Below are 24,847 nucleotides of genomic sequence, written 5' to 3' on the forward strand. Positions count from 1 at the left end.
TTATGCTGCCTCTTTATTATTGTTTTTGTTGCGAGCAATGAAGAAGCTGATCACAAATATCGCCACCAAGATGGCAAAACCATAATAGGTTGATGCTTCAAGCAGCGGTTCACGCGAGATACGGCGATCTTGGATTTCTGAATTGGTTAGTCTGACAAACCACCATGAACCGTAGTAGAAAACACGTTCTGCTGCGAAAACCATAAATGGAAATGCTGCGATGATGAGCTTCCAGAAGCGCACCTCGGTAAACTTCCCGACATGCCTCACCATAGCTGACCAAGCAGCGATGATACCCAAGAAGAACAACACAGGCAGTGAAAGCTTCAGCAGATAAAGCATGTGGAGGCCGTTCGCACTGTCGGAGCCTTCACCCGCGACCCAAGACGCCCAGCCATAATGCATCATAACGTCCATCATAATGCCTAAGAAAGGTAATAACAGCCAACCAAGCCCAAAGACTTCAATGCGGGATTTCTTCTTTCTTGAAAAATTTTGGTGAAGAATATCAACGCGCACGTGGCTTTCGGTTGTGATGGCATAGCCAAATGCTGTCAGCATCGCAAAGCCATAAAGCCACCATTGCGCATCATCTAGCCACGCTTGGTTATGCCCAAATTTACGGATAATGACTTGCGTAACAATTGCGACCATCAAGATCGGGAAGATCCATGCAACAACGTTGCCAACGCCAATAACAAGGCGGTCACCCCACAGATGTTCTTCTTTATTACGATCACCGGGGTCGCTAATTGCAATTGATTTTGCTGCAACTTCCACGACATCCAACGTGCGGTCAGGCATGATATTCTCCTAAAATGAGCTTGCCAATTTCATACAGAAAGGGCGACTTTATTTAAGAAAAAGCCGCCCTCTAAGTCATGTGCTAAATATTAGCGAGGAAGGTAGATACTCTTAGACCAAACCGCATAACCTTTACGATATTCTGCAAGGTCAGCCCACACTTTCGCGAAGAACTCGTCTTCTGCAGCTAGTTCTTCAGCCACAGCATTCCAGTTTTCTTCAAATGCAGCTAGGATTTCAGGGCTCCACTGTTTGATTGTCACACCGTTGTTTTCAGTGTTATCAACCATTGCAGCGTAGTTTGTAGCTTCACCTTCAGCCAAGTTTGTTGTGATGTTTGCAAGACAAGCAACTTTGATTTGCTCTTTCGCACGATCTGTTAGCTCATCATAAACATCTTTGTTGATCAAAAGCTCAAACAATGTTGATGGTTGGTGCCAACCTGGGAAGTAGTTGTACTTCGCAATTTTGTGGAAGCCCAAACGCGCATCAATACGAGGCATTGAGAACTCAGTTGCATCAATAGCGCCACGCTCTAGAGCTGGGAAGATGTCAGAAGCACCAAGAAGTGAAGTGGATACGCCTAGACGTTCCATAACTTTCGCGCCAAGGCCAAAGAAACGCATGTTCAGACCTTTAAGGTCGTCCAATGTGTTGATTTCTTTTTTGAACCAGCCTGATGTTTCAGGAGCGATAACGCCACATGGTGTTGCAACAACGTTGTAACCTGCTTGGTCATACATTTCCTGCCATAGCTTGCCGCCATTGCCATATAAAACCCAACCCATGAACTCACCAGCTTCTGGGCCAAATGGCACAGCTGCAAAGAGTGATGCTGCAGTGATCTTGCCCTGCCAGTAACCTGATGTTGCATAACCTGCATCAACAGAACCATTAGAGATCGCATCAAGTGCTTCTAGAGTAGGAACAAGTTTACCTGGGTCGAAATGCTCAAACTCAACATCTTCAGAAATACCATTGATTTTGGATACGAAGTCGAGAGCTGCTGTACCAAGGATAGGCAAGTTTTGGCCAAATGACGAAGTCATTTCCAAGCTCTGCTGAGCGGACGCTGAGCCCATCATCAGTGCTGTGCTTGCGACGGCCGCGAGTAATGTTTTTTTCATGTGTTCCTCCCAAAGAAATCACGATTTTAAAATTTGGATCAATTTGAATCCTCAATCAAAATTGATGATTGGTAAACTAAAATTACCAATATCAATAATCAATCCGTAGTAATACCGACTAGATTATGGTTTCGGTACGAACAATGTATACATAAATACAGTTATGTGAAGCCCTAAATTAGAAGCTTCTATCAATTCGAGATTTTAGGGGGAGGTTGGTGCAAGCACTTTTAAGCGGTTATAGACCGCCATTATCGACCAGAAAATTGACGATATCATTAGTGCCATTCCCGCGTTTCATGTCGGTAAATATATGATTGTCATTTGCTCGCACACGCTTCGCATCGCGTTCCATAACACTTAAATCCACATCAACATGTGGTGCAAGATCCTGTTTATTGATGATCAATAGATCTGAACGTGTGATCGCTGGACCGCCTTTGCGGGGAATTTCTTCACCCTGACAAACGGAAATAACATAAATAGTCAAATCTGCGAGATCAGGCGAAAAAGTTGCGGCAAGATTGTCCCCGCCTGATTCAATAAAAATAACATCGAGATCTGGATGTGTTTCACACAATTGATCAATGGCTCGTAGATTTAACGACGCATCTTCGCGTATGGCCGTGTGAGGACACCCGCCGGTTTCCACACCGACAACTCGATCAGATGGTAGCGCTTGCATGCGCATCAAAGCTTCTGCATCTTCACGCGTATAAATATCATTGGTCACAACAGCGACGGAATATTCATCTCGCATCGCTTTGCATAATTTTTCTGTCAATGTCGTTTTGCCGGACCCAACAGGACCACCAATTCCAACTCGTAACGGACCGTTTCCTTTAGCCATGATTGCCAGCTCCAATTTTTATGTTCGTACCGAGTGCCATCAAGACTGAAAAATCCGTGATTGCATAGTCTCATGTCGCATCGATGAAATGTCAGCTGTAATTGTAAAGCTACCCAAGTCATCTAAAGTTGTTTGTTCCGCACGTTCTGCCAGTTCAATTAATCTCGGCTCGAATTGCGCTAAAATCTGTAATGCATCTGTTTGTCCGATAATGGATAAACGAATGGCAGCTTGTAACTGATTGCTCAAAAAGGCCTGAAGAAAAACTAACAGAGCTGGTGCCAATTCAATATCAGCATCTGCACATCTTGCACCCACTGCAATTGGTAGCGCGCACTGATTTGGTAGTTGAGACCTTTGCATATCCCACGCATCGGCTGCCTTTAAAAATGCAGCTCCTTGAGCAATGGTTTCCTGATGTCTTTCTTTTGTACTGGCCATAGCTTCTGCCAAGCTAGCGATCTCAGAAAGACCAACTTGGTTCTTGGCTTGTTTAAATGCATTTGCAAAAAACACGGCATCATTCCATGTGCTGCCGAGGTTAAAAACATCACTTAACCATTCAGACAAATTGTCTTTATGCGTCACGATCCCGGCTTTGCTGGCATGTTCAAGACCTGCACTATAAGCAAAGCTGCCGATAGGAAATACAGGTGAAAGCCAAGCCATCAATCTTAAGAGTGAGGTATTGTTATTAGTCATGATGGTGGTGACCACCATGGTGATGTGAATGCGCATGGTCACCTGAATAGGCGCCACCTTCCGGGTCAAAAGGAGCTGATATTTCCTCAATATCTGCACCCAACCCAAGGAGCATATCCTTAATCACATGATCAGCGCGTATGAGCAGATAATTTTCAAAAATCTGTGTCGGTAGATGACGATTGCCCAATTGCCAGGTAAGTGACAATAGATGATGGGCGCTTTGACCTGAAACTTTAAAAAGCGCTTCCGGTTCGGCGCAAACTTCAACGATACGCCCATCACTTAGAACCAAACCTTCACCATGGCGTAAGAGTTTCGCCTCAGGTAAATCAAGCAAGAACTCTATGCCACTATCTGATTTCATCTTCATGCGACGGCGGTGTCGTGCGGTTTCATCAAGCGTGATGACGTCGTCAGATTTATCAAATTTAAACGTGGTTTGGTTGGCTGTTATCATGGCATTGTCTTAATTATATCACGAATTTTCACCGCTTTCTCAAAGTGGTCAAGTTCGTGCGTTTTAATCCACCAAGTAGCAGCTTCCATCAATAAATCAGGATCTGAATTCTTATTGGCGAAAAAGGCATAAAATGACAAACCAACATTTTCGCCTTTCTGTTCAATCTTGGTGTTACAAACATCAATAATTTTAGTTCTAAGCTCTGCACGCATGATTGAACGTCTGCTATTTCACGACAACATCTTGAGGCGTGATGACCTCAATTTTTCTGTCGAGAAAATATTCAGATGCCGCTTCGCGCCACGCAAGAAAATGCGGTTCAGTAAAGTGGTTATCAACGGCTTCCTGTGTTTCCCAACGTTCGACAAAAGTCAGCGTGTTTTCCTCTGTCATGCTTTCAAACAAATCATAAGAAATGTTGCCAGCTTCTTTGCGAGTGCCCTCAATGCAAGGTGCCACCAATTTTTTTAGTGTCTCTTGACTGCCAGGTTTAACTTTCAAAGTTGCGATCAGATAGATCATAAAAATATCCCTAAAATAAGAAGTACCGTTGTGCCATAGGTAGCACATCAGCAGGTTCACAGGTGAGAAGCTCACCATCAGCTCTTACTTCGTATGTTTCGGGATCAACTTCAACTTCTGGCGTTGCATTATTCAACAAAAGATCAGCTTTTGAGATGCCGCCGCGCGTGTTTTCAACAGGAACCAGTTGTTTTGCAACACCTAAGCTTTCGCGTAGACCCGCTTCGTGAGCCGCTTGAGATACAAACGTCACTGCGGAATGTTCAACCGCTTTCCCATAAGCGCCAAACATATGACGATAATGAACAGGCTGTGGTGTAGGAATTGATGCATTTGGATCGCCCATAGGTGCTGCTACAATTGAACCACCCATGACGATCATGTCAGGTTTTACACCAAAGAATGCAGGGTTCCATAGAACCAAATCTGCACGTTTACCCACTTCAATCGAACCAATTTCTTTCGAGATTCCATGAGCAATTGCAGGATTGATTGTATATTTTGCGATATATCTGCGAACGCGGAAATTATCATTATCACCTTTTTCTTCCGGCAAAGAACCACGCTGTTTTTTCATTTTATCAGCAGTTTGCCATGTGCGTGTAATCACTTCGCCAACACGACCCATGGCTTGGCTGTCAGATGCGATGATCGAAAACGCGCCCATATCATGTAAAATATCTTCCGCAGCAATGGTTTCTTTTCGGATCCGGCTTTCGGCAAACGCAATATCTTCAGGGATCGCGCTATCAAGATGGTGACACACCATCAACATGTCCAAATGCTCTGCCAGAGTATTGACGGTGTAAGGCCGTGTCGGGTTAGTTGAAGCTGGCAATACATTGCTTTCACCACACACTTTGATGATATCAGGCGCGTGACCACCACCGGCACCTTCTGTGTGGAAGGCATGAATAGTTCGGCCTTTCATAGCGCCCAACGATGTTTCCACAAAACCGGATTCGTTGAGCGTATCTGTGTGGATCATCACCTGCACATCGTAGCTGTCTGCAACGCTCAAACAATTGTCAATTGCACCCGGTGTTGTGCCCCAATCTTCGTGAAGTTTAAGCGCACATGCACCACCTAGGATCATCTCTTCCAGCGCTTTAGGCACTGATGCATTGCCTTTACCCGCAAATGCCAAGTTCATTGGAAAAGCGTCTGCAGATTGGATCATGCGTCCAATATGCCACGGTCCAGGCGTACAAGTGGTCGCCAATGTGCCATGCGCTGGTCCTGTTCCACCGCCGAGCATGGTGGTTAGACCCGACATTAATGCATCTTCAATTTGTTGCGGGCAGATATAGTGTATGTGACTATCAAAACCACCTGCTGTTAGAATTTTACCTTCACCGGCAATGGCTTCTGTGCCTGGGCCCACAATGATGTCAACATTGCTTTGCGTGTCCGGGTTACCAGCTTTACCGATGGCTGCAATTCGACCGTCTTTTAGACCAACATCTGCTTTGTAAATTCCGGTGACATCAACAACGAGCGCATTGGTGATAACCGTATCCACAGCGCCATCCTGTCTTGCGATCTGGCTTTGCCCCATACCATCGCGGATCACTTTGCCGCCGCCAAATTTTACTTCTTCGCCATAGGTTGTGTAGTCCTTCTCAACCTCAATGAATAATTCAGTATCGGCGAGACGAACCTTGTCACCTGTTGTTGGGCCAAACATATCGGCATAGGCAGAACGTGTTATTTTAGCTGGCATTGATGTGTCCCCGAATAGGCTTGAAATTATAGATTACCGCATGGTTCATGCAGGTGTTTGTGTATATAAAAAGGTTGCTCAACGATACCGCTCCATTAGCAGCAATTCCTCTGTTCGATCGCGTGTGACGCGCGCGCGACATGAGGCGTTGATAAATGGCTGTAATGAACCGCCCTCAAATGCGAGAGATTCAGCTTCGCATTGGCTATCGCGGTAATTAATCCAGGCTCGCTGTCCAATTAGTAATGGATCATGCCCATCGCTTCGTTTGATGGCATCTTTGCGGAGCAATGACCATGCTGCGTTTAATGCAGCATCTGCTTTATGAAAATCTTGAGCAGCGCAAAAATTCATACCTTGCTGAGGTAGATCACCAGCATTGGAACAATCCCAATCCTGCGCTTGCGCAGGATTGGATAATCCTGCCAAAGCAAGAGAACAGCAAAGCAAAATCCTGCCTCTGATCATAGTTTACCCATGATTTTTTGATTAAATCCATAGATCTCACGCGCACCGCCAACCGGAATAAGCGTTACATCGCGTTCCTGACCGGGTTCGAAGCGCACAGCGGTTCCAGCTGCGATATCTAACCGCATTCCGCGCGTTTGTTCGCGATCAAATTGTAGCGCTGCATTTGTTTCATAAAAGTGATAGTGAGATCCAACCTGAACAGGTCGGTCGCCAGAATTAGCTACTTTTAAAGTAATGGCATTTGAACCATCGTTTAAAACAATCTCGCCGTCTTGAGTGATGACTTCACCAGGTATCATAACGCATGTCCTTTATGCAGATTTAGTTTTAGCGAATGGGTTCGTGAACTGTTACGAGCTTTGTCCCATCTGGAAAGGTTGCTTCAACCTGAATATCATGGATCATTTCTGGAATGCCTTCCATGACTTGCTCGCGCGTGATGACATGTGCACCTTGTTCCATAAGCTCAGCTACGGACGCGCCATCGCGGGCACCTTCAACCACAAAATCTGTGATCAAAGCAATTGCTTCTGGGTGATTAAGCTTTACGCCACGTTCTAAACGTTTTCGAGCAACAATAGCTGCCATAGCAACTAGTAATTTGTCTTTTTCTCTTGGAGATAAATTCATTCGTATTCCGTCTTTACACGATTGCCTGACATTAATGTTTACGTGGCGAGTTGAACAAAAATTAATCAGTTGCGCAAGAGATCGACATCTTTTCCGGTCAATAATTGTGCAATTGTATCAAAGCGGCTCCCACCAAAAAGTATACAAGCAAATATCTTGCCAGTTACATCAAACAAAATGGGATAAAATATGCAAGTACCTTATGTGACTCAGCGTTCAGAGAATGATGCGCTGAATGATTTAAGCACTGGTTTTAGCATATATCGCATTAGCGATTTCGAACCTGTTTTGATTTTCGCATCAACCACCATACCGGCATGAAGGTATCGCTTGCTTTGGTCTTCTCCGATAAAGTTGTCATTGAGGTCAATAACGGCCTTGTAATACGGCTCACCTTGCTCAGTTATGAAAGTTGTCGGAGACAGAACCGCTATCTTACCCGATGCTGTCCCGAAGATACTTGGATCAAAAGTTGAAATGTTGATTTCTGCATTGTCACCTTCTTTGATATGACCAATGTCATAAGGGTCAACGCGTACTTCCGCAACGATCTGGCGTTCAGCAGGAACAACCCGCGCAATGAGCTCTCCAGAACCGATCACTTCGCCTTTTGCCTTTTGAACAACTTCTTGCAAAACTCCATCGATTGGTGATTTGATGAATAATCTTTCTGTGCGGTCTTGCTGTTTGCTAAGTTGCTCACGCGCTTGGGCAAGTTCTGATAAGACGTTTGCCTGCTCTTCACCTAATAATTTTTTCTCTTGCGCAAGTTTGCTTTCAATCACGCGGCCCGCTTCTTCAAGTTGAAGTTCAGCAACTTGTTGCTGACCAAGTGCGCTTTCAATGCTCTGATTTGTTCGCTCAAGGCTGGCTTTGGCATCTAGATATTCTTTACGGGAAACATGTCCGGCTCTTAGGAGCGATTGCAAACTATCGTGTCGTTCTTGTTCAATGGTCAATTGCCGCTTTAAGCTTTTTACTTCGCTCTCATAGGCATTCGCCTCAAGCCGTTTTAGCGCTTTGCCGGTTTCAAGATTGGCGAGCTCTTTTTGCAAAAGCGAAGCGCGCGCATCATGGGCGATTTTTTCTTTCTCGCGTAAATCAGGATATTCTCGTCCGATATTTCCAAAGTCTGGTGCACGCTCATTGGCTAGGGCCTCTAAAGACTTCAAACGGAGCTCTAATGAGATGGCTTGAATTTCAACTTGCCCAAAATCCGCCTCGGTAGACGTTGGATTAAGCAAAATGAGTGTGTCGCCTGCTTTGACGCTCTGGCCCTCTTTCACCAAAACAGCATCAACAATGCCACCTTCACGGTGTTCAATAGAAGTCACATTTGCCGTTGGGATGATTTCACCATTGGCAATAACTAATTCGTCAATTGGGGCAAATATCGACCACACGATTGCGGCCACAAATAATAAGCACAAAAGATTAGCCCGCCTGCCCATAACAATGATTGATTTATCATCGTCTAATTCAGCCGGCAGGATAAAGGAGTTTCCAGAAACTTCGCTTTTCCTAATCTGCACTTTCGTTCAATCTCACTTGATGATAAGCGCATTCATCGCACCTAAATATTTTATAGCTTACAGGGGTAAATCAGTAGTTAGTTAGATTAACCCCAAAAATCACATGCTACTTTTAGTATTTTTACCGCAAGTATCGTTAATAATCAGCTAACTTTAGCAGACTGTGCGGCATTTAATATTTTTGGAACCAACTCATCTGGTGCTGAATCCGCCACCATTTGTCCTGCTTGCAGAAGGATTAAGCGGTCAGCTAGATACATATGACTTGGGCGTTGCGTTACCAAAATCACGGTTGCTTTTCGCTGTAGCACCTTCAATGTGGTGATAAAACGTTTGTCCGCAACTGGATCAAGATCACTTCCCGGATCATCAAACATATAAATTGAACTATTTGATAAATAGGCACGTGCTAGCGATAACTGGCTGGAAAAGCTCTTAGTTAGTTTTCGTTGGAGCGCGGCCGTAAGGCGTGTATCAATACCTTCGGGTAATTCTTCGACTGTCTTGCGCGCGCCTGCCATATCAAGAGCATGTTCAAGTTCGCGCAATGTTGCAACGGGGTTTGCAAACATCAAGTTTTGGGCAATTGTCCCATGAAAAAAATCTGCTTGTTGACCGACGTAACCGATCGCGCGTCTATATTGATAGGAATCAATCTGGCGCAAATTGAGCCCGTCTGCAGCAACCACCCCGACCTGGGGTGTGTAAAGTCCAGCCATTAATTTCAAAAGCACTGATTTGCCAGCACCAGAATCTCCTGTAATGGCAATAAACTCTCGCGGTTTAATTTGCAGCGATAAATTATAAATACTCGGTGTCTGGGCTGTTTGGTGTTTAAATGCAACCTTGTCGAGCGTGATTTGGCCCGAGAATTGGCGCAAAATATTGGGGCGTTTACTTTCAACTTTTTCAGATCGAAGTCGCATCAAATTGTTGATTTGCTTGAATGTGCCTACGGTTGCGTTAATTCGGCCCATGCCAAGGAAAACAGTTTGGATCGGAGATAACAGGCGCCAGATCAGCGTGACCAGCGCAATTAACGCGCCCGCTGATAAATCACCTTCAATGACCATACCGGCACCTAAGCCAATGGTTAAAATGCCAGTCACCATCACCAGAAGCTGAGAAATATTTTGCTGAATAGCCTGGAATTGCTGTGCTTTAAACTGAGCGATAAGGGATTTGCCTGAAAGTTCGCTTTCTCGCTCAATCCAAAGTTTTTGCGCGTTGTTTTCAATGATTGTGGAGTGTTTTTCAACGGTTTCAACAACGAAGTTTTTATGATTTTTCTTATGTTCAGCGGATTTGCGCATAATGCGCGTGCCCACAGGCATTAATCCAATTGCAACAATGATGTAGAGTGTTAAAAGTGCAAGCGATAAGAAACCCAAATTTCCGCCAATAGCGAAAATAGCTGCCAAGAACACCAATATAAATGGTGCATCAAGGATTGCGCTGCCCAAATGGCCCATAAATAGATCGCGAATACCGACAAACTGCTTAAAGCGCGATAATTGCTCACTGGCTCGGGCGCTTTCACTCATCAAAATGGGTAAACTCAACACTTGCTTAAACGCTGCGAGCGTGACTAAACCCTGAACCCGTGCTCCAAGATAAGCAATGGTTTGGGCTCTGATGTGTCGCAAAATCATGCCTGCAGCAATAGCAACGACCAAACAACCAACGAAAGTAATCAAGGTGGTCACTGACTTGGTCCCAATGACTTTGTCGTAAACCATCATGATGTAAAACGGTACGGCGAAATCTAAGATATTTATTGCAAACGTTAAAACAAAGAGGCGGGTGAACAGGTTTTTAAAGCGTGATAAGATGGATTGGAACCATCCATGCTTACTCTCATTGTCATTTGCTTCGATTGGATCGAATTTTTCAACAGTATATAGCGTGATAAGTTCGCTTGTTATCTGTTTATACTCAAATTTTTCAGATTTACCGTTGTAAATAAGCAATTGCCCGTTATCAGCAATATCAATGACAATCATCACATCTTTATCGTCTTCACCTAGCAAAATTGCAGGAAGAAACGATTGGCTAATCTGGTTGATTGCAAGGTCTTTTTTCTGAGTTTTGTAATTGATCCGAACAAGTAGGCTTCGCAAGTCATCCACAGTGTGAAGCGTGTCGAAATGCGGCATGACTTCTTTGAGCTGACGGGCAGATCCAACCCATTCGAGCAGATTAAGAAGAGGTCCGATACAGTTTGCCGCTGGGCTGAGCTGTTTGTCATTCCAGTTATTATCAGCACGATCATAGGCGTTATAAACTTTAGTCAATGAATGCTGAATGGAGTTGGCATTTTCGAGCAGCGTATTCGCATTCATGCCCTTTTCTACATCTTGAAGTGTTTTTGCCATATCAGATCCCACCGCTTTTAAGATGCAGATTGAGCAGGAGGGGTCCCCGCTTTTTGTTGAACAAAAGTATCTGCTAGCAGATGGCCGTCTTGCATCTGATATCGCTGATCGCAAATTTTCAAAAATGAAGGTCGGCTGGAAAAATATACTGCCGTCATTTCACCCTTAAGAGTTAATAATCCATCGGCGAGCAATTTGTCTGAACGCATATCCATATTGCTATTCGCACCGTCAAAAATAAAGACTTTTGGTTGGCGGCGAATGGCTCGCGCTATCTTGATGCGTTGGAGGAACCCAGGAGATAAAATTGAAGCAGAGCCTATGCTTAGAACCGTATCATATCCATCAGGCAATTTGAAAATGTCTTGCTCGAGGCCGATAAGGCGCGCCGCTTCACGGGCACTTTCTACCAAGTTTGCACTACCAAACATGGTTAGGTTGTCGATAATGGTTCCCTCGAAAATTTCGGTTTTTGCTGATACGAAACCAATCTCACGATTAATTCCAAGTTCATGCCATTGTTTGGATGAAAAACCATCCGCAAAAATACTACCTTTTTCGGGCAAAAACTTTCCGTTTAAGAAGCTTACAAATTCTGTTCGTTCTGCGTTTTCCTGACAATGAATACCGATGAACTCGCCCGGTGCAGCAGTTAAATTATAGGGTTTGATTTCAGGATTTTTATCATTGGACGGAAGCACTAAATCTCGAATGATAAATGCGCCATTTAACCGCTTTTCACCGTTTTCGTCAGATTGCAGGCCTTTATTCGCAATACGATCAAACACATTGCAGCGTTTTCGTGCCAAGCGAATGTTCTGAATTTCGTGAAACAATGTCAGCGCCCTAGCAAAAGGCTGGACCATACGACCGGTTAATAAAGAGCAGCAGGCAAGGGCGGCTAAACTCATATCGCCGCCAATGACGCGAACCGCGCCAAAAGAAACGACGCAAATCATCATCATGTTCGAAAAGATAACACCTTGAGTTTGCAGTTTGTTGGTGCTGATAATCGCGTTATAGCTTGAAACGGTGGATGTCTTCTGCAACATCTCAAATCGTCTTAGCAACTGACTTTCAACGGCAAGATTTTTCACCGTTTGAATATTTGCAAAGGTTTCCAAAAGAAAATCATTCTGACGGGTGTCCTGTTGAGATCGGTTATCAAGAAATGATTGGATTTCACGCCCCTGAAGGAAACTGAACAGGCCGAAAGCAATAATCAAAACAATTGGGACAAAAACCAAAGTACCACCGACCAACGCGACCATGGCTAAAAAGATAAACGCCATTGGAATGTCGATGAGGATGGTTCTGTTTTGACTTCCTTGAAAGTTTGAGTATTCGGCAATTGCATCAAGGCCGTCCAGCCATTTGGCCCGCGTAATTGTTGCACGCTCTCCTGGGTTAGCATTCAGCAACTGGTTCATTGCAAGTTGCTGCGACCGATGTCCGTTTTTTAGTGCCGCCCAACCTAGAATATAGGATCTTAAACTGCGCAACACTGTATCGAGAATGACAGCTGCTAACAGTCCTGAGATCAACCAAAATAAAGTTGCCCCGGCTTGATTGGGTAATATGCGGTCATAAACCTGAAAGATCGCAAGTGGCATCGCTAATCCTAAAAGGTTTGCAATGAGCGAGATGATCAAAACCTGTTTTGTTAAAGGTGTATCAGCTTCGGCAACCACTGGGTTTACGGTATTTTGATCGGCGCGCACGTCTTCAATCGCCGATGACAATTCTTCGGTTTTTGAGGCAATCTTCTGTCTTATTTCAAGCGCCATACGTTTAAAGAAGCCAATCTAATAAAATGTACCAGTCAATATGATTAGTTAGTACACGCAATTTATTAGCATCTTATTAACCATAATTAGATTGCGGCAAGCTTGCGAAAAGCCATCAAATTCCCAAAAATATCGACGAAACAGACACCAACGTAATTCTGGAGTCGTTTTGTTAACTATGATGCCAGATTCATAGATCTTGTAACGATCACCTCAACTTTTTGAAAACTTTTACAATTAAATTGAGGATTCGACATGTGTAGGAGTTATTATGTCTAAAGTTGAGCAAGGTTCTGGAAAAGCAGGCGCCACCAAGAAAAATAAGGTTGAAACAGAAAACCTAGATCTTGGTAGTGAAACACCCATTGAACGCATGGACATCGTGCTCCCAGGTCAAGATGAATTTGGCGATGGGCTAGGACATGGTGACGAACAGCCACTCGAAAGTGGCTTAACTGCTCCCACGACATCGCCATCTGGCGCTGGTATTTCTGAAGGACAAAACTCCGCCTTTAGTAATGCTGAGGATGCCAATAGAGCTGAACCAGAAGCTGCTCTATCTAATAATTCAGACAATCAAAGCCGCACTGCGCAAATCCAGGATACGCCATCTATTGATGGTGTTGATATTGGTACCGATCCATCCGCAAGTGGCCCAACACTTGCGCCTGAACTTGAAACATTGAATCAAGATCCCACTTCGTCAAACGCAGATAACCAGCAAGTTTTGTCAACTAATGCCACTGGTACGACGGGTTCCGATGAGGCGGGTGTAATTAATGTTGCGCCGAGCGATATTGTTTTCAGCAATACAGAAGTTGCGGAAAATGCCAGCGGTGGAACTGTTATCGCCACGCTTTCAACGCTAGATGCCGATGCTGACGACACGCATACATATACAATTGTATCAGATCCATCCGGATATTTTGAAATTGTTGGTGATGAAATTAGTGTCAAAGACGGTGCGGACTTGGATTTTGAAACAGCGCCGGTACATGAGCTTACAATAATGGTGACTGACAGTGCAGGTAATACCTTCACTGAAACCATGACAATCGATCTTACTGATCTGAACGAATATGATGTGAGCGAAATCACAGACACAGATGGTTCTGCAAATACCATTGCTGAAGATGTGTCTGATGGTGATAGTGTTGGAATTACAGCTTCTGCAACAGACGCTGATGGTTCAAATAATACAGTCACTTACAGCCTGTCTGACGATGCCGGCGGTATCTTTGAAATCGATGCGTCAACAGGTGAAGTGTCTATCGCAGATGCATCCGGCATTGATTACGAAACAGCGACCAGCCACACAATTGAAGTGACAGCAACATCTGCTGATGGTTCAACATCAACGCAGAGCTACACCATTAATGTAACTGATGTTGATGAGTTCGATGTGGGTGCGGTCACTGATACTGATAGTGCTACAAATACCATTGCAGAAAACGCATCTGCAGGTGATGAAGTTGGCGTGACCGCGTCTGCGACAGACGCAGATGGCACGAATAACACCATTACTTATTCCGTTGATGATGCACGTTTTGAAGTCGCATCCGATGGCACGGTAACAGTGGCTTCAGGTGCAAGCTTTGATGCTGAAACTGAAGGTTCAATTGATATTGAAGTTACGGCCACTTCTGCTGATGGTTCAACATCGACTGAAACATTCTCAATTAACGTCTCTGACATTGATGAGTTTGATGTGGGGGCAGTGTCTGACAGTAACGCTACTTCCAATGCGGTGGATGAAGATACGTCTGTAGGTGATACGGTTGGTATCACAGCGCTCGCTTCTGATGGTGATGCGACGGACGGTGTGACGTATTCACTTTCTGATGATGCGGGTGGTCTGTTTGATATTGATGCCAATACAGGTGTTGTCACTGTTGCGGGATCTTTGGATGCTGAAACTGCAACATCTCATACGATCGAAGTGACAGCGACATCTGACGATGGCTCAACATCAACGCAAACATTCTCTATTGGCGTGAATGATGTCAATGAGACATCGATCACAGCTATTTCTGATACAGATGCTTCAGGGAATTCTGTCACTGAAGGTGCGTCTGTTGGGACTGCAGTTGGCATCACAGCCTTTGCCTCTGATGCTGATGAAACAGATACAATTAGCTATTCATTGTCATCCAATCCTGGTGATTTCTTTGCAATTGACGCCAATACAGGTGAAGTCACTGTTGCAGGGTCTTTGGATTATGAGACAGACACATCCCACACCATTGAAGTAACTGCGACAAGCTCAGATGGTACAACATCAACGCAAACATTTACCATCGCTGTGGGTGATGAAGACGAACATGATGTCTCATCAATCACAGACACAGATGGTTCTGCAAATATCATTGCGGAAAATGTGTCTGATGGTGATAGTGTTGGGATCACTGCCTCTGCAACAGACGCTGATGGTTCAAATAATACAGTTACTTACACATTATCTGATGATGCGGGCGGTATTTTTGAAATCGATGCCAATACTGGCGAAGTCTCAATCGCTGATGCATCCGGCATTGATTACGAGAATGCAACTAGCCACACAATTGAAGTGACAGCAACATCTGCTGATGGTTCAACTTCAACGCAGAGCTACACCATCAATGTGACTGATGTTGATGAGTTTGCAGTTTCCGACATCACTTATACCGGTGGTAGTGTGAATGAAACTGTTGCTGATGGCGGTACGATTGATAGTTCTTATGATCCTTCAGGCGCCACTGTTGCTACATTATCCGCCGTAGATGGTGATGGTACAGATACATTTTCTTATGCGATAACTAATGATCCATCAGGCCATTTTGAGATTGTTGGCGATGAAGTACGAGTAAAATCAGGCCAAACAATCGATTTTGAAACAGCTGAATCGCATGACATTACCATCGAAGTCACAGATGCCGGCGGAAATACCTATTCTGAAACCATCACAATCAATGTCCAGGATTATGAGGGTTCTGAAACTGGTACAAGCGGCGCTGACACCATTACCGGGACATCTGAAGAAGATATCATCATCGCCGGCAAGGGTGACGACACAGTTTATGGTGGTGATGGCGATGACTTTATTTACGGCTTAGGTGGAAATGACAATCTTTACGGTGGTGACGGCAATGACACCTTTCAAGTCGGTGGTGGTAACAGCGACTATGTGGATGGCGGCGACGGCATCGATACCATCAATGCGACCGGTGCACATAGCGTTGATATAAATCTTGAAACGGGCAGCTATCAAATTGCTGGACAAAACAACACTGTCGTTGACATTGAAAATGTCGATCTAAAAGAGTCAACCGTTGATAATACTGTCGTTGGTAGCAGTGAGGATAACCTACTTGAAACGGGTTCAGGGTCGGATACACTAACAGGCGGCGCTGGAGATGATACGCTTGATGGTGGGGCTGGCACGAGCGACACAGCTATCTATTCAGGCGACTGGTCTGACTATACAATCACAGAAAGCGATGGCGTTTATACAATAGTTGATAATCGTGATGGTTCGCCTGATGGTACAGATACTGTCACCAATGTTGAGAATTTTGAATTTGCCGATGGCACTGTTGGTGTTGCCGACCTATTGGATGTTGGCCCTAGTGATATTGATGTGTCTTCTAACTCTGTTGATGAAAATTCAGCTTCTGGCACAGTCGTTGCGACATTGTCTGCGACCGACAATGCGCTTGATAGCCATACATATACGATCACCAATGATCCATCCGGATTTTTTGAAATCTCAGGGGACAAAATTCTGGTTAAGACGGGTGCTGATCTCGATGCAGAAAGTGCACCCTCGCATGATGTGACAATCGAAGTTACTGACGCGAATGGCAATACGTATTCTGAAACTATCACCATCAATGTCAATGATCTCGATGAGTTTGATGTGGGGGCAGTGTCTGACAGTAACGCTACTTCCAATGCAGTGGATGAAGATGCGTCTGTAGGTGATACGGTTGGTATCACAGCGCTCGCGACAGATGGTGATGCGACGGACGGTGTGACATATTCATTATCGGATGATGCAGGTGGTCTGTTTGATATTGATGCCAATACAGGCGTAGTGACTGTTGCGGGATCTTTGGATGCTGAAACTGCAACATCTCATACGATCGAAGTGACAGCCACTTCAGATGATGGTTCAACATCAACGCAAACATTCTCGATTAGCGTGAATGATGTCAATGAGACATCGATCACAGCTATTTCTGACACAGATGGTTCAGGGAATTCGGTTACAGAAGGCGCTTCTGTCGGCACAGCTGTTGGGATTACAGCCTTTGCCTCTGATGCAGATGAAACAGATACAATTAGCTATTCATTGTCATCCAATCCTGGTGATTTCTTTGCAATTGACGCCAATACAGGTGAAGTCACTGTTGCTGGCGCGCTGGATTATGAAACAGACACGTCACACACAATTGAAGTCACTGCGACAAGCTCAGATGGCACAACATCTACGCAAACATTTACCATCGCTGTGGGTGATGAAGACGAGCATGATGTAGGAAGCATCTCAGACACCGATGGTTCTGCAAACACAATTGCTGAAAATGTGTCTGATGGTGATAGCGTTGGAATTACAGCATTTGCAACAGACGCAGATGGTTCAAATAATACAGTTACTTACAGCCTGTCTGACGATGCGGGCGGTATTTTTGAAATCGATGCCAATACTGGCGAAGTCTCAATCGCTGATGCATCCGGCATTGATTACGAAACAGCGACCAGCCACACAATTGAAGTGACAGCTACATCTGCTGATGGTTCAACATCAACGCAGAGCTACACCATTAATGTAACTGATGTTGATGAGTTCGATGTGGGTGCGGTCACTGATACTGATAGTGCCGCAAATACTATTGCAGAAAACGCATCTGCGGGTGACGAAGTAGGCGTGACCGCGTCTGCGACAGATGCAGATGGCACGAATAACACTATTACTTATTCCGTTGATGATGCACGTTTTGAAGTCGCATCCGATGGCACGGTAACAGTGGCTTCAGGCGCAAGCTTTGATGCTGAAACCGAAAGTTCAATTGATATTGAAGTTACGGCCACTTCTGCTGATGGTTCAACATCGACTGAAACATTCTCAATTAACGTCTCTGACATTGATGAGTTTGATGTGGGCGCAGTGTCTGACAGTAACGCTACTTCCAATGCAGTGGATGAAGATGCGTCTGTAGGTGATACGGTTGGTATCACTGCATTAGCGACTGATGGTGATGTGACAGACGGTGTGACCTATTCATTATCGGATGATGCGGGTGGTCTGTTTGATATTGATGCCAATACAGGCGTAGTGACTGTTGCGGGATCTTTGGATGCTGAAACTGCAACATCTCATACGATCGAAGTGACAGCCACTTCAGATGATGGTTCAACATCAACGCAAACATTCTCCATTGGTGTGAATGATGTCAATGAGACATCGATTTCGGCGGTTTCTGATACAGATGCTTCAGGGAATTCTGTCACTGAAGGTGCGTCTGTCGGCACAGCTGTTGGGATTACAGCCTTTGCCTCTGATGCAGATGAAACAGATACAATTAGCTATTCATTGTCATCCAATCCTGGTGATTTCTTTGCAATTGACGCCAATACAGGTGAAGTCACTGTTGCTGGCGCGCTGGATTATGAAACAGACACGTCACACACAATTGAAGTCACTGCGACAAGCTCAGATGGCACAACATCTACGCAAACATTTACCATCGCTGTGGGTGATGAAGACGAGCATGATGTAGGAAGCATCTCAGACACCGATGGTTCTGCAAACACAATTGCTGAAAATGTGTCTGATGGTGATAGCGTTGGAATTACAGCATTTGCAACAGACGCAGATGGTTCAAATAATACAGTTACTTACAGCCTGTCTGACGATGCGGGCGGTATTTTTGAAATCGATGCCAATACTGGCGAAGTCTCAATCGCTGATGCATCCGGCATTGATTACGAAACAGCGACCAGCCACACAATTGAAGTGACAGCTACATCTGCTGATGGTTCAACATCAACGCAGAGCTACACCATTAATGTAACTGATGTTGATGAGTTCGATGTGGGTGCGGTCACTGATACTGATGCGGGCGCCAATTCAGTTGATGAAAATACCGCCGCAGGCACAACGGTTGGCATTGTCGCCTCTGCTTCTGATGCTGATGCAACAAATTCGGGTGTCACATATTCATTATCTGATGATGCCGGTGGTTTATTCACCATTGATGCAACATCAGGTGAAGTGACAACTACCGCACCATTGGATGCAGAAACAGCTTCGTCTTACGATATTGAAGTCACAGCCACATCTGAGGATGGCTCCACATCGACAACGACATTTACTGTTGATGTGAACAATCTCATGGATGAAGGCCCGACAGACATTACGTTCACGGGCGGCACGGTCAATGAAACTGTTCTTGATGGAGGCACAATTGATAGTGCTTATGACCCATCGGGCTCAACAGTTGCAACATTATCTGCAACAGATGCAGATTCTGGCGACACATTTACTTACGCGATCACCAATGATCCATCAGGACATTTTGAAATTGTCGGTAATGAAGTGCGCGTCAAATCTGGTCAAACGATTGATTTTGAAACCGCTGAGACTCATGACGTTACGATCGAAGTCACAGATGCGGGTGGTAATACTTATTCTGAAACAATCACCATCAATGTGCAGGATTTTGAGGGCGCGTATACGGCAACAAGCGCTGGTGAAACGATTACAGGTACTCGCGAAGAAGATGTCATTGATGCCCATGCTGATGGCAGCACAATTGATGGCGGTTGGGGATCTGACACGATCAACGGCAGTGCAAGTGATGATGACATCACCGGTAATCGTGGTCATGATACCATTAACGCAGGCGACGGTAACGATGTGATTGATGGTGGCGATGGCGACGACTTAATTTACGGTGGTGATGGTGATGACATCATTGAAGCTGGTGAAGAAATAAACTTTGGCGACGATGACATTATTTATGGTGGCGCTGGAAATGACACGATTACATCAGTTGAAACCGATAGTGGTTCAAATGACACATTTTACGGTGAAGCTGGCGATGATACGATTATCAGTCAAGGTGGCGCTGACATTCTAGATGGTGGTACAGGCAACGACCGTCTCAGCGGGGGCACCGGAAATGATACCATCGACGGTGGCGATGACACAGATACTGCTGTTTATTCCGGCAATTGGTCCGATTACACAATCACTGAAAGCGGCGGTACTTACACCATCGTTGATAACCGTGCTGGCTCTCCGGATGGCACGGATACGGTTACCAATGTAGAGAGTTTCGAATTTGCGGATGGCACTGTAGGCGTTGCGGATCTGCTTGACGTTGGTCCAAGCGATATTGATGTCTCTTCAGACTCAGTTGATGAGAATTCATCAGTTGGCACTGTTGTCGCGACATTGTCTGCGACTGATAATGCGCTGGATAGCCATTCCTATACGATTACCAATGATCCATCTGGTTTCTTTGAAATTTCAGGCGATCAAATTTTGGTAAAAGCGGGTGCTGCTCTGGATACAGAAAATGCTCCAAGCCATGACATTACAGTTGAAGTGACAGATGGAAACGGAAATACATATTCCGAGACAATCACCATTAATGTCAATGATGTTGATGAATTTGATGTGTCTGCGGTTTCAGATACTGATAGTGCTACAAATTCGGTTGATGAGAATGCACCGGCAGGCACAACAGTCGGCATCGTAGCGTCAGCATCTGATGCAGATGCAACCAACTCAGATGTCACTTACTCACTCACAGATGATGCAGGTGGTCTCTTCACTATTGATGCAAACACAGGTGAAGTGACAACAACCGCGCCACTAGATGCCGAAACAGCGTCTTCTTATGATGTTGAAGTTACAGCCACATCTGAAGATGGTTCATCATCGGCAACAACATTTACAGTTAATGTGAATAATCTGATGGACGAGGGTCCAACTGATATTTCTTTCGGTATGGATGATTTGATCATCAACGGTAGCTTTGAAGACTTTGTTGCAAGCTCAAGCAATGTTTATGGTGCAAATTCAAACGATGTTGAAGGTTGGACTGCTGAACATGGCGGCGTCATTGAAATGCATGTTGATGGTTATGGCGGTACGAATGCAACCGATGGTGACTATTGGATGGATGGTGGCACTAATGCCGATAATGCGCATATCTCTCAGGTTGTAGATGGTGCAAATGATGGTGTCAGTTATAATTTAACGTTCGATGCGGCCGATCGCAAAGATTCCGGTGAAATGGAAATTTACTGGGGCGGTGAACTTGTTGCAACCATTGATCCTGATACAACTGAAATGCAAAGTTATAGCGTTGAGGTTGTTGGTGGGGCAGGTGATGGCACCAATAAGCTTGAGTTTAAAGAAGTCGGCAATGTCGATAATTTTGGTGTTGCACTTGATAACGTTCAATTGGTGCAAAACGCAGTTGTCGAAAATGCAGCAGAGGGCACCATTGTTGCAACTTTGTCTGCTGAGGATGCAGACGCTGGCGATACCTTTACATATGCGATCACCAATGATCCATCGGGTTTCTTTGAAATTTCTGGTAATCAGGTTGTTGTAAAAGCAGACGCAGACATCGATTATGAAGATGCAACGAGCCACGATATAACCGTTGAAGTGACGGATGCTGGCGGGAACACTTATTCTGAAACCGTGACTATCAATGTCGCAGATACCAATGAAACGCCAACAGATCTGACGTTCACCGGAAATTCAGATCTTGAAATTACCGGTGGGGATGCGTCACACACTGATGCGGTCGTCACGGGTGAAATTGTTGCCAGTGGAAGCAATTCGTCCATTGATCGATTTGAGATCAGCCATAACGGTGGTGAATTAACAATTGATGGATTAGCCGTTGGATTTAATGGCGGTGATCTGGACATGCAGATCGAACTTTTACGTGATAATGGCGATGGAACATATACATCCATTGGCTATAATGATGACAGCAGATCCGGTTCTGATGGCAGCACAAGCTCTCTCGATTCATATCTGAATTTCACAGACCTTTCTGCTGGTGATTATTTGTTGGCAGTTGGCAATATCAACTTTGATCAATCTGATGTTGAAAATACATCAAGTGATTATCCAACTGGATATTGGAGCAATAGCTCTGAAACTGGAGAGTATCAGCTTACCATTTCTGGCGATGCGACAATCGCCGTTGCTGAAAACCCAGATTTTGGTGGCACTTGGGGAGATCCCCAAAACAACATTTCGATTGTAAATGATGGCTCTAGTTCGGCAACCATTGCCGCCGGGTCAGTCATTGGCAGCGTGGATAATGTTGCAGATGCCGATGCTGGTGACACATTTACCTATGCACTGACCGATGACGCTGATGGAAAATTTGAGATTGATGCTGATACAGGAGAGATTAAGCTCGTTGCAGAACACGATGCGACAACCGCATATAGAGATAGCGTTGACGTCCAAGTAACTGACGCGGATGGCAATACATATACTGAAACAGTGGGTATTCATCTGGGGACTGAGGGGAATGATGATATCATTGGCTCAACGGGTTCTGACATCGTACATGCATTTGATGGCGCTGATTATGTTGATGGTAACGGCGGTGATGATTTCGTCTCAACAGGTGGTGGTTCCAGCTCAGAGAACCTCATCGTGAATGGAAGCTTTGAAGCAAATGACGTAGGAACTGTACAACAAGCAACATCATTTGATGGTTGGACTGCTTCGTCGGGCACCATAGAAGTAGGTGATGAATCACATAGTCTGTATGGAGGTGTAAATGCTTCCGATGGAGAACAATTCGCTGAGATGGATTCCGCATCAGCTTTTGATTCCTTCTATCAAGACGTTACGACAAATGATGGTGAGATTTACAATCTAAGCCTTGATGTCGCGCTGCGCGGCGGAAGTGTAGCAGGTGACAATGGAGTTGAAGTTTACTGGAATGGCGAACTCGTTGACACAATAGAACCTAGTTCCAACTCGATGGAAACTTACACTTTCGAGGTTGTTGGTACTGGAGGTGATGATCGTTTGGAATTCGCCGAACCAGGTGGCACAGATGGAGGAGCGAGTGTTTTATTTGATAATGTGAGCTTGGTGTCTTCAGGTGACTTTGTGACCACAGACGATGGCAACGATACCTTGGTTGCCGGTGAAGGCACACCTGGTGAAGCTGAAGAACTGACGTTAAATGACACAGGAACAGATGCCGTTGCATCGGTTTCTAACCTCTTTAGCGTTGATTTGGATGAAATCTCATTTGAGGTTAATTTATCCGTCGATAATATTCCATCATCTGGCGCAACAATCGTCTCTTATGCGACGATGGATGGTTCTTCCATGCATGATGACGAATTTTCTATCGTCTTGCAGGCTGATGGAAGTTTGGACATAACCATAAATCAGACCTCTACTATCAATACCGGGTCATTGACCACAGATCTAACAGACGGTTCCGAGCATAGATTATCGGTCACCTGGGATAATTCTGATGGCGGCATTAAAGTCTATGTGGATGGAGCTGAAGAATATTCCGTAACCGGTATTGCGAAGAACAATATGATCGATGGTAGCGGAACGCTAACCCTTGGACAGGAGCAAGATTCAGTTGGTGGCAGCTATGATACCAACCAGATCTTCAGTGGCACCATGGATGACGTTCGCATTTTCAACGATGTAAGAACAGCAACAGAAATCGCAGACAATCACGATAGTCAGCTTGCTGATCCGTCATCAACCTCAAACCTTGTTGCCAATTGGCAGTTTGATGGTGAAAGCGGTTCGACAGTTACAGATCTTGCCAATCATTATGATCTGACTTTGTCAGGTGACGCATCGCTTGAAACTGGCCCGATCGAAGGGGATACGCTAAATGGTGGCAATGGTGATGACATCTTAGTCTCATCAACGGGCACAGATACGTTAAATGGTGGCGAGGGGTCAGATACTGCCAGCTATCAAGGGTCCGATGCTGCAGTGAACGTGAACCTGTCAACAGGCGCTGTATCTGGCGGAGATGCAGAAGGGGATACTCTTTCGTCCATCGAAAATGTTACCGGTTCAGATCATGATGATAGCTTAACTGGTAACTACCAGAGCAATACTTTATCTGGTGGTGAAGGGAACGACACACTTGACGGTGGATGGGGTAAAGATACCCTTGATGGCGGAGCAGGCGATGATATCTTGATGGCCGGATTTGATGACGGTACAGGAGATATTTTCATTGGTGGTGAAGGAAACGATACCTACCAGATCGAAGGAAGTACCGTTGAAAATTATGGGTTCAATGTCGATTTGAACACTGGTACCGACCAATATAACAACTCCTATTCCGGCATTGAAAATATCAATGGTGGTAATGGGGATGATACCTTTACCGGTGATGCCAATGCCAACACGTTCTCAGGTGGTGCAGGTGATGACACCATGTATGGTGGTGATGAAAGCGATATCTTTGTCTTTGGTGAAGGTGACGGCGCAGACACCGTTCATGGTGGTTCTGGTGGCGGCTGGACAGATACGATTGAGCTTTCGGATGCTGGAGGTGATCTTGGCGCATACGGCACCGATTGGACCGTGTCGCTCACGTCAGGTTCAATCGATGCACAGGATGCGAACAGCCTTACTTTAAGTGACGATGCCGATGGTACGATCACACTTGCTGATGGCTCAACGGTTGACTTCTATGAGATCGAGCGTATCGAATTTTGAAAGGGTGAGCTGGAAACTTCATCCAGTTAAGTCCATCAATTTTTATAACATGAATATAAACTGAACGTAGTACTCAAGCTACGTTCAGATCCGCTTTGGTAATTTGTTTTCAGAATTT

General features: G+C 44.9%; 15 protein-coding genes. 1 reads left to right on the forward strand and 14 read right to left on the reverse strand.

Annotation, left to right across the window (positions count from 1 at the left end; translation table 11 throughout):
* The 14 genes from ACZ1GZ_RS06005 to ACZ1GZ_RS06070 form a co-directional block, all read right to left on the reverse strand.
* The gene (locus tag ACZ1GZ_RS06005) at window positions 1-804 is read right to left on the reverse strand and encodes a TRAP transporter small permease subunit (protein ID WP_472667567.1); all 804 of its coding nucleotides are present in this window, start codon (window positions 802-804) and stop codon (window positions 1-3) included.
* 89 nt (window positions 805-893) lie between these two features.
* Window positions 894-1,931, reverse strand: a complete 1,038-nt coding sequence (locus tag ACZ1GZ_RS06010) for a TRAP transporter substrate-binding protein (protein WP_472667568.1) — start codon at window positions 1,929-1,931, stop codon at window positions 894-896.
* A 238-nt stretch (window positions 1,932-2,169) separates the two neighbouring features.
* The gene (ureG, locus tag ACZ1GZ_RS06015; protein ID WP_472667569.1) at window positions 2,170-2,781 is read right to left on the reverse strand and encodes an urease accessory protein UreG; all 612 of its coding nucleotides are present in this window, start codon (window positions 2,779-2,781) and stop codon (window positions 2,170-2,172) included.
* 39 nt (window positions 2,782-2,820) lie between these two features.
* A complete protein-coding gene (locus tag ACZ1GZ_RS06020) occupies window positions 2,821-3,483 on the reverse strand; it encodes an urease accessory protein UreF (protein WP_472667570.1) in 663 nt (220 codons plus the stop codon).
* Complete coding sequence (locus tag ACZ1GZ_RS06025) at window positions 3,476-3,943, reverse strand: urease accessory protein UreE (RefSeq protein ID WP_472667571.1); 468 nt, start codon at window positions 3,941-3,943, stop codon at window positions 3,476-3,478. The genes ACZ1GZ_RS06020 and ACZ1GZ_RS06025 overlap by 8 nt, the downstream gene beginning before the upstream one ends.
* A complete protein-coding gene (locus ACZ1GZ_RS06030) occupies window positions 3,940-4,158 on the reverse strand; it encodes a DUF6500 family protein (RefSeq protein ID WP_472667572.1) in 219 nt (72 codons plus the stop codon). The genes ACZ1GZ_RS06025 and ACZ1GZ_RS06030 overlap by 4 nt, the downstream gene beginning before the upstream one ends.
* Before the next feature lie 13 nt (window positions 4,159-4,171).
* On the reverse strand, window positions 4,172-4,468 hold the full coding sequence (locus tag ACZ1GZ_RS06035) for a putative quinol monooxygenase (protein WP_472667573.1): 297 nt from the start codon (window positions 4,466-4,468) through the stop codon (window positions 4,172-4,174).
* Window positions 4,469-4,478: 10 nt separating this feature from the next.
* A complete protein-coding gene (ureC, locus tag ACZ1GZ_RS06040) occupies window positions 4,479-6,191 on the reverse strand; it encodes an urease subunit alpha (protein WP_472667574.1) in 1,713 nt (570 codons plus the stop codon).
* Window positions 6,192-6,269: 78 nt separating this feature from the next.
* Window positions 6,270-6,659 carry a lysozyme inhibitor LprI family protein gene (locus ACZ1GZ_RS06045; RefSeq protein ID WP_472667575.1) on the reverse strand — a complete coding sequence of 130 codons (390 nt, stop codon included), beginning with the start codon at window positions 6,657-6,659 and terminating at the stop codon, window positions 6,270-6,272.
* Window positions 6,656-6,961 carry an urease subunit beta gene (locus ACZ1GZ_RS06050; protein ID WP_472667576.1) on the reverse strand — a complete coding sequence of 102 codons (306 nt, stop codon included), beginning with the start codon at window positions 6,959-6,961 and terminating at the stop codon, window positions 6,656-6,658. The genes ACZ1GZ_RS06045 and ACZ1GZ_RS06050 overlap by 4 nt, the downstream gene beginning before the upstream one ends.
* 28 nt (window positions 6,962-6,989) lie before the next feature.
* Window positions 6,990-7,292 carry an urease subunit gamma gene (locus ACZ1GZ_RS06055; RefSeq protein ID WP_472667577.1) on the reverse strand — a complete coding sequence of 101 codons (303 nt, stop codon included), beginning with the start codon at window positions 7,290-7,292 and terminating at the stop codon, window positions 6,990-6,992.
* Between the two features lie 209 nt (window positions 7,293-7,501).
* Window positions 7,502-8,824: an HlyD family type I secretion periplasmic adaptor subunit gene (locus ACZ1GZ_RS06060; RefSeq protein WP_472667578.1), complete on the reverse strand. Its 1,323-nt coding sequence runs from the start codon at window positions 8,822-8,824 to the stop codon at window positions 7,502-7,504.
* 143 nt (window positions 8,825-8,967) lie between these two features.
* Window positions 8,968-11,199 carry a peptidase domain-containing ABC transporter gene (locus ACZ1GZ_RS06065; protein ID WP_472667579.1) on the reverse strand — a complete coding sequence of 744 codons (2,232 nt, stop codon included), beginning with the start codon at window positions 11,197-11,199 and terminating at the stop codon, window positions 8,968-8,970.
* Window positions 11,200-11,216: 17 nt separating this feature from the next.
* Window positions 11,217-12,986 (reverse strand): ABC transporter transmembrane domain-containing protein, encoded by a 1,770-nt coding sequence (locus ACZ1GZ_RS06070; RefSeq protein WP_472667580.1) that lies wholly within the window; start codon window positions 12,984-12,986, stop codon window positions 11,217-11,219.
* Window positions 12,987-13,257: 271 nt separating this feature from the next.
* On the opposite strand from ACZ1GZ_RS06070, the gene ACZ1GZ_RS06075 reads away from it, so the two are divergent.
* The gene (locus tag ACZ1GZ_RS06075) at window positions 13,258-24,729 is read left to right on the forward strand and encodes a cadherin domain-containing protein (protein ID WP_472667581.1); all 11,472 of its coding nucleotides are present in this window, start codon (window positions 13,258-13,260) and stop codon (window positions 24,727-24,729) included.
* The last annotated feature ends 118 nt before the right edge of the window (window positions 24,730-24,847 follow it).

It is taken from the genome of Lentilitoribacter sp. JB5-8 (genome assembly GCF_055693385.1).

Bases quoted from the DNA above. Each gene is read 5' to 3' on its own strand.
- ACZ1GZ_RS06070 (WP_472667580.1), bottom strand. From the start codon at position 12,986: ATGGCGCTTGAAATAAGACAGAAGATTGCCTCAAAAACCGAAGAATTG.
- ACZ1GZ_RS06010 (WP_472667568.1), bottom strand. From the start codon at position 1,931: ATGAAAAAAACATTACTCGCGGCCGTCGCAAGCACAGCACTGATGATG.
- ureC (WP_472667574.1), bottom strand. From the start codon at position 6,191: ATGCCAGCTAAAATAACACGTTCTGCCTATGCCGATATGTTTGGCCCA.
- ACZ1GZ_RS06075 (WP_472667581.1), top strand. From the start codon at position 13,258: ATGTCTAAAGTTGAGCAAGGTTCTGGAAAAGCAGGCGCCACCAAGAAA.
- ACZ1GZ_RS06050 (WP_472667576.1), bottom strand. From the start codon at position 6,961: ATGATACCTGGTGAAGTCATCACTCAAGACGGCGAGATTGTTTTAAAC.
- ACZ1GZ_RS06035 (WP_472667573.1), bottom strand. From the start codon at position 4,468: ATGATCTATCTGATCGCAACTTTGAAAGTTAAACCTGGCAGTCAAGAG.
- ACZ1GZ_RS06030 (WP_472667572.1), bottom strand. From the start codon at position 4,158: ATGCGTGCAGAGCTTAGAACTAAAATTATTGATGTTTGTAACACCAAG.
- ACZ1GZ_RS06045 (WP_472667575.1), bottom strand. From the start codon at position 6,659: ATGATCAGAGGCAGGATTTTGCTTTGCTGTTCTCTTGCTTTGGCAGGA.
- ACZ1GZ_RS06025 (WP_472667571.1), bottom strand. From the start codon at position 3,943: ATGATAACAGCCAACCAAACCACGTTTAAATTTGATAAATCTGACGAC.
- ACZ1GZ_RS06005 (WP_472667567.1), bottom strand. From the start codon at position 804: ATGCCTGACCGCACGTTGGATGTCGTGGAAGTTGCAGCAAAATCAATT.
- ACZ1GZ_RS06055 (WP_472667577.1), bottom strand. From the start codon at position 7,292: ATGAATTTATCTCCAAGAGAAAAAGACAAATTACTAGTTGCTATGGCA.
- ACZ1GZ_RS06020 (WP_472667570.1), bottom strand. From the start codon at position 3,483: ATGACTAATAACAATACCTCACTCTTAAGATTGATGGCTTGGCTTTCA.
- ureG (WP_472667569.1), bottom strand. From the start codon at position 2,781: ATGGCTAAAGGAAACGGTCCGTTACGAGTTGGAATTGGTGGTCCTGTT.
- ACZ1GZ_RS06065 (WP_472667579.1), bottom strand. From the start codon at position 11,199: ATGGCAAAAACACTTCAAGATGTAGAAAAGGGCATGAATGCGAATACG.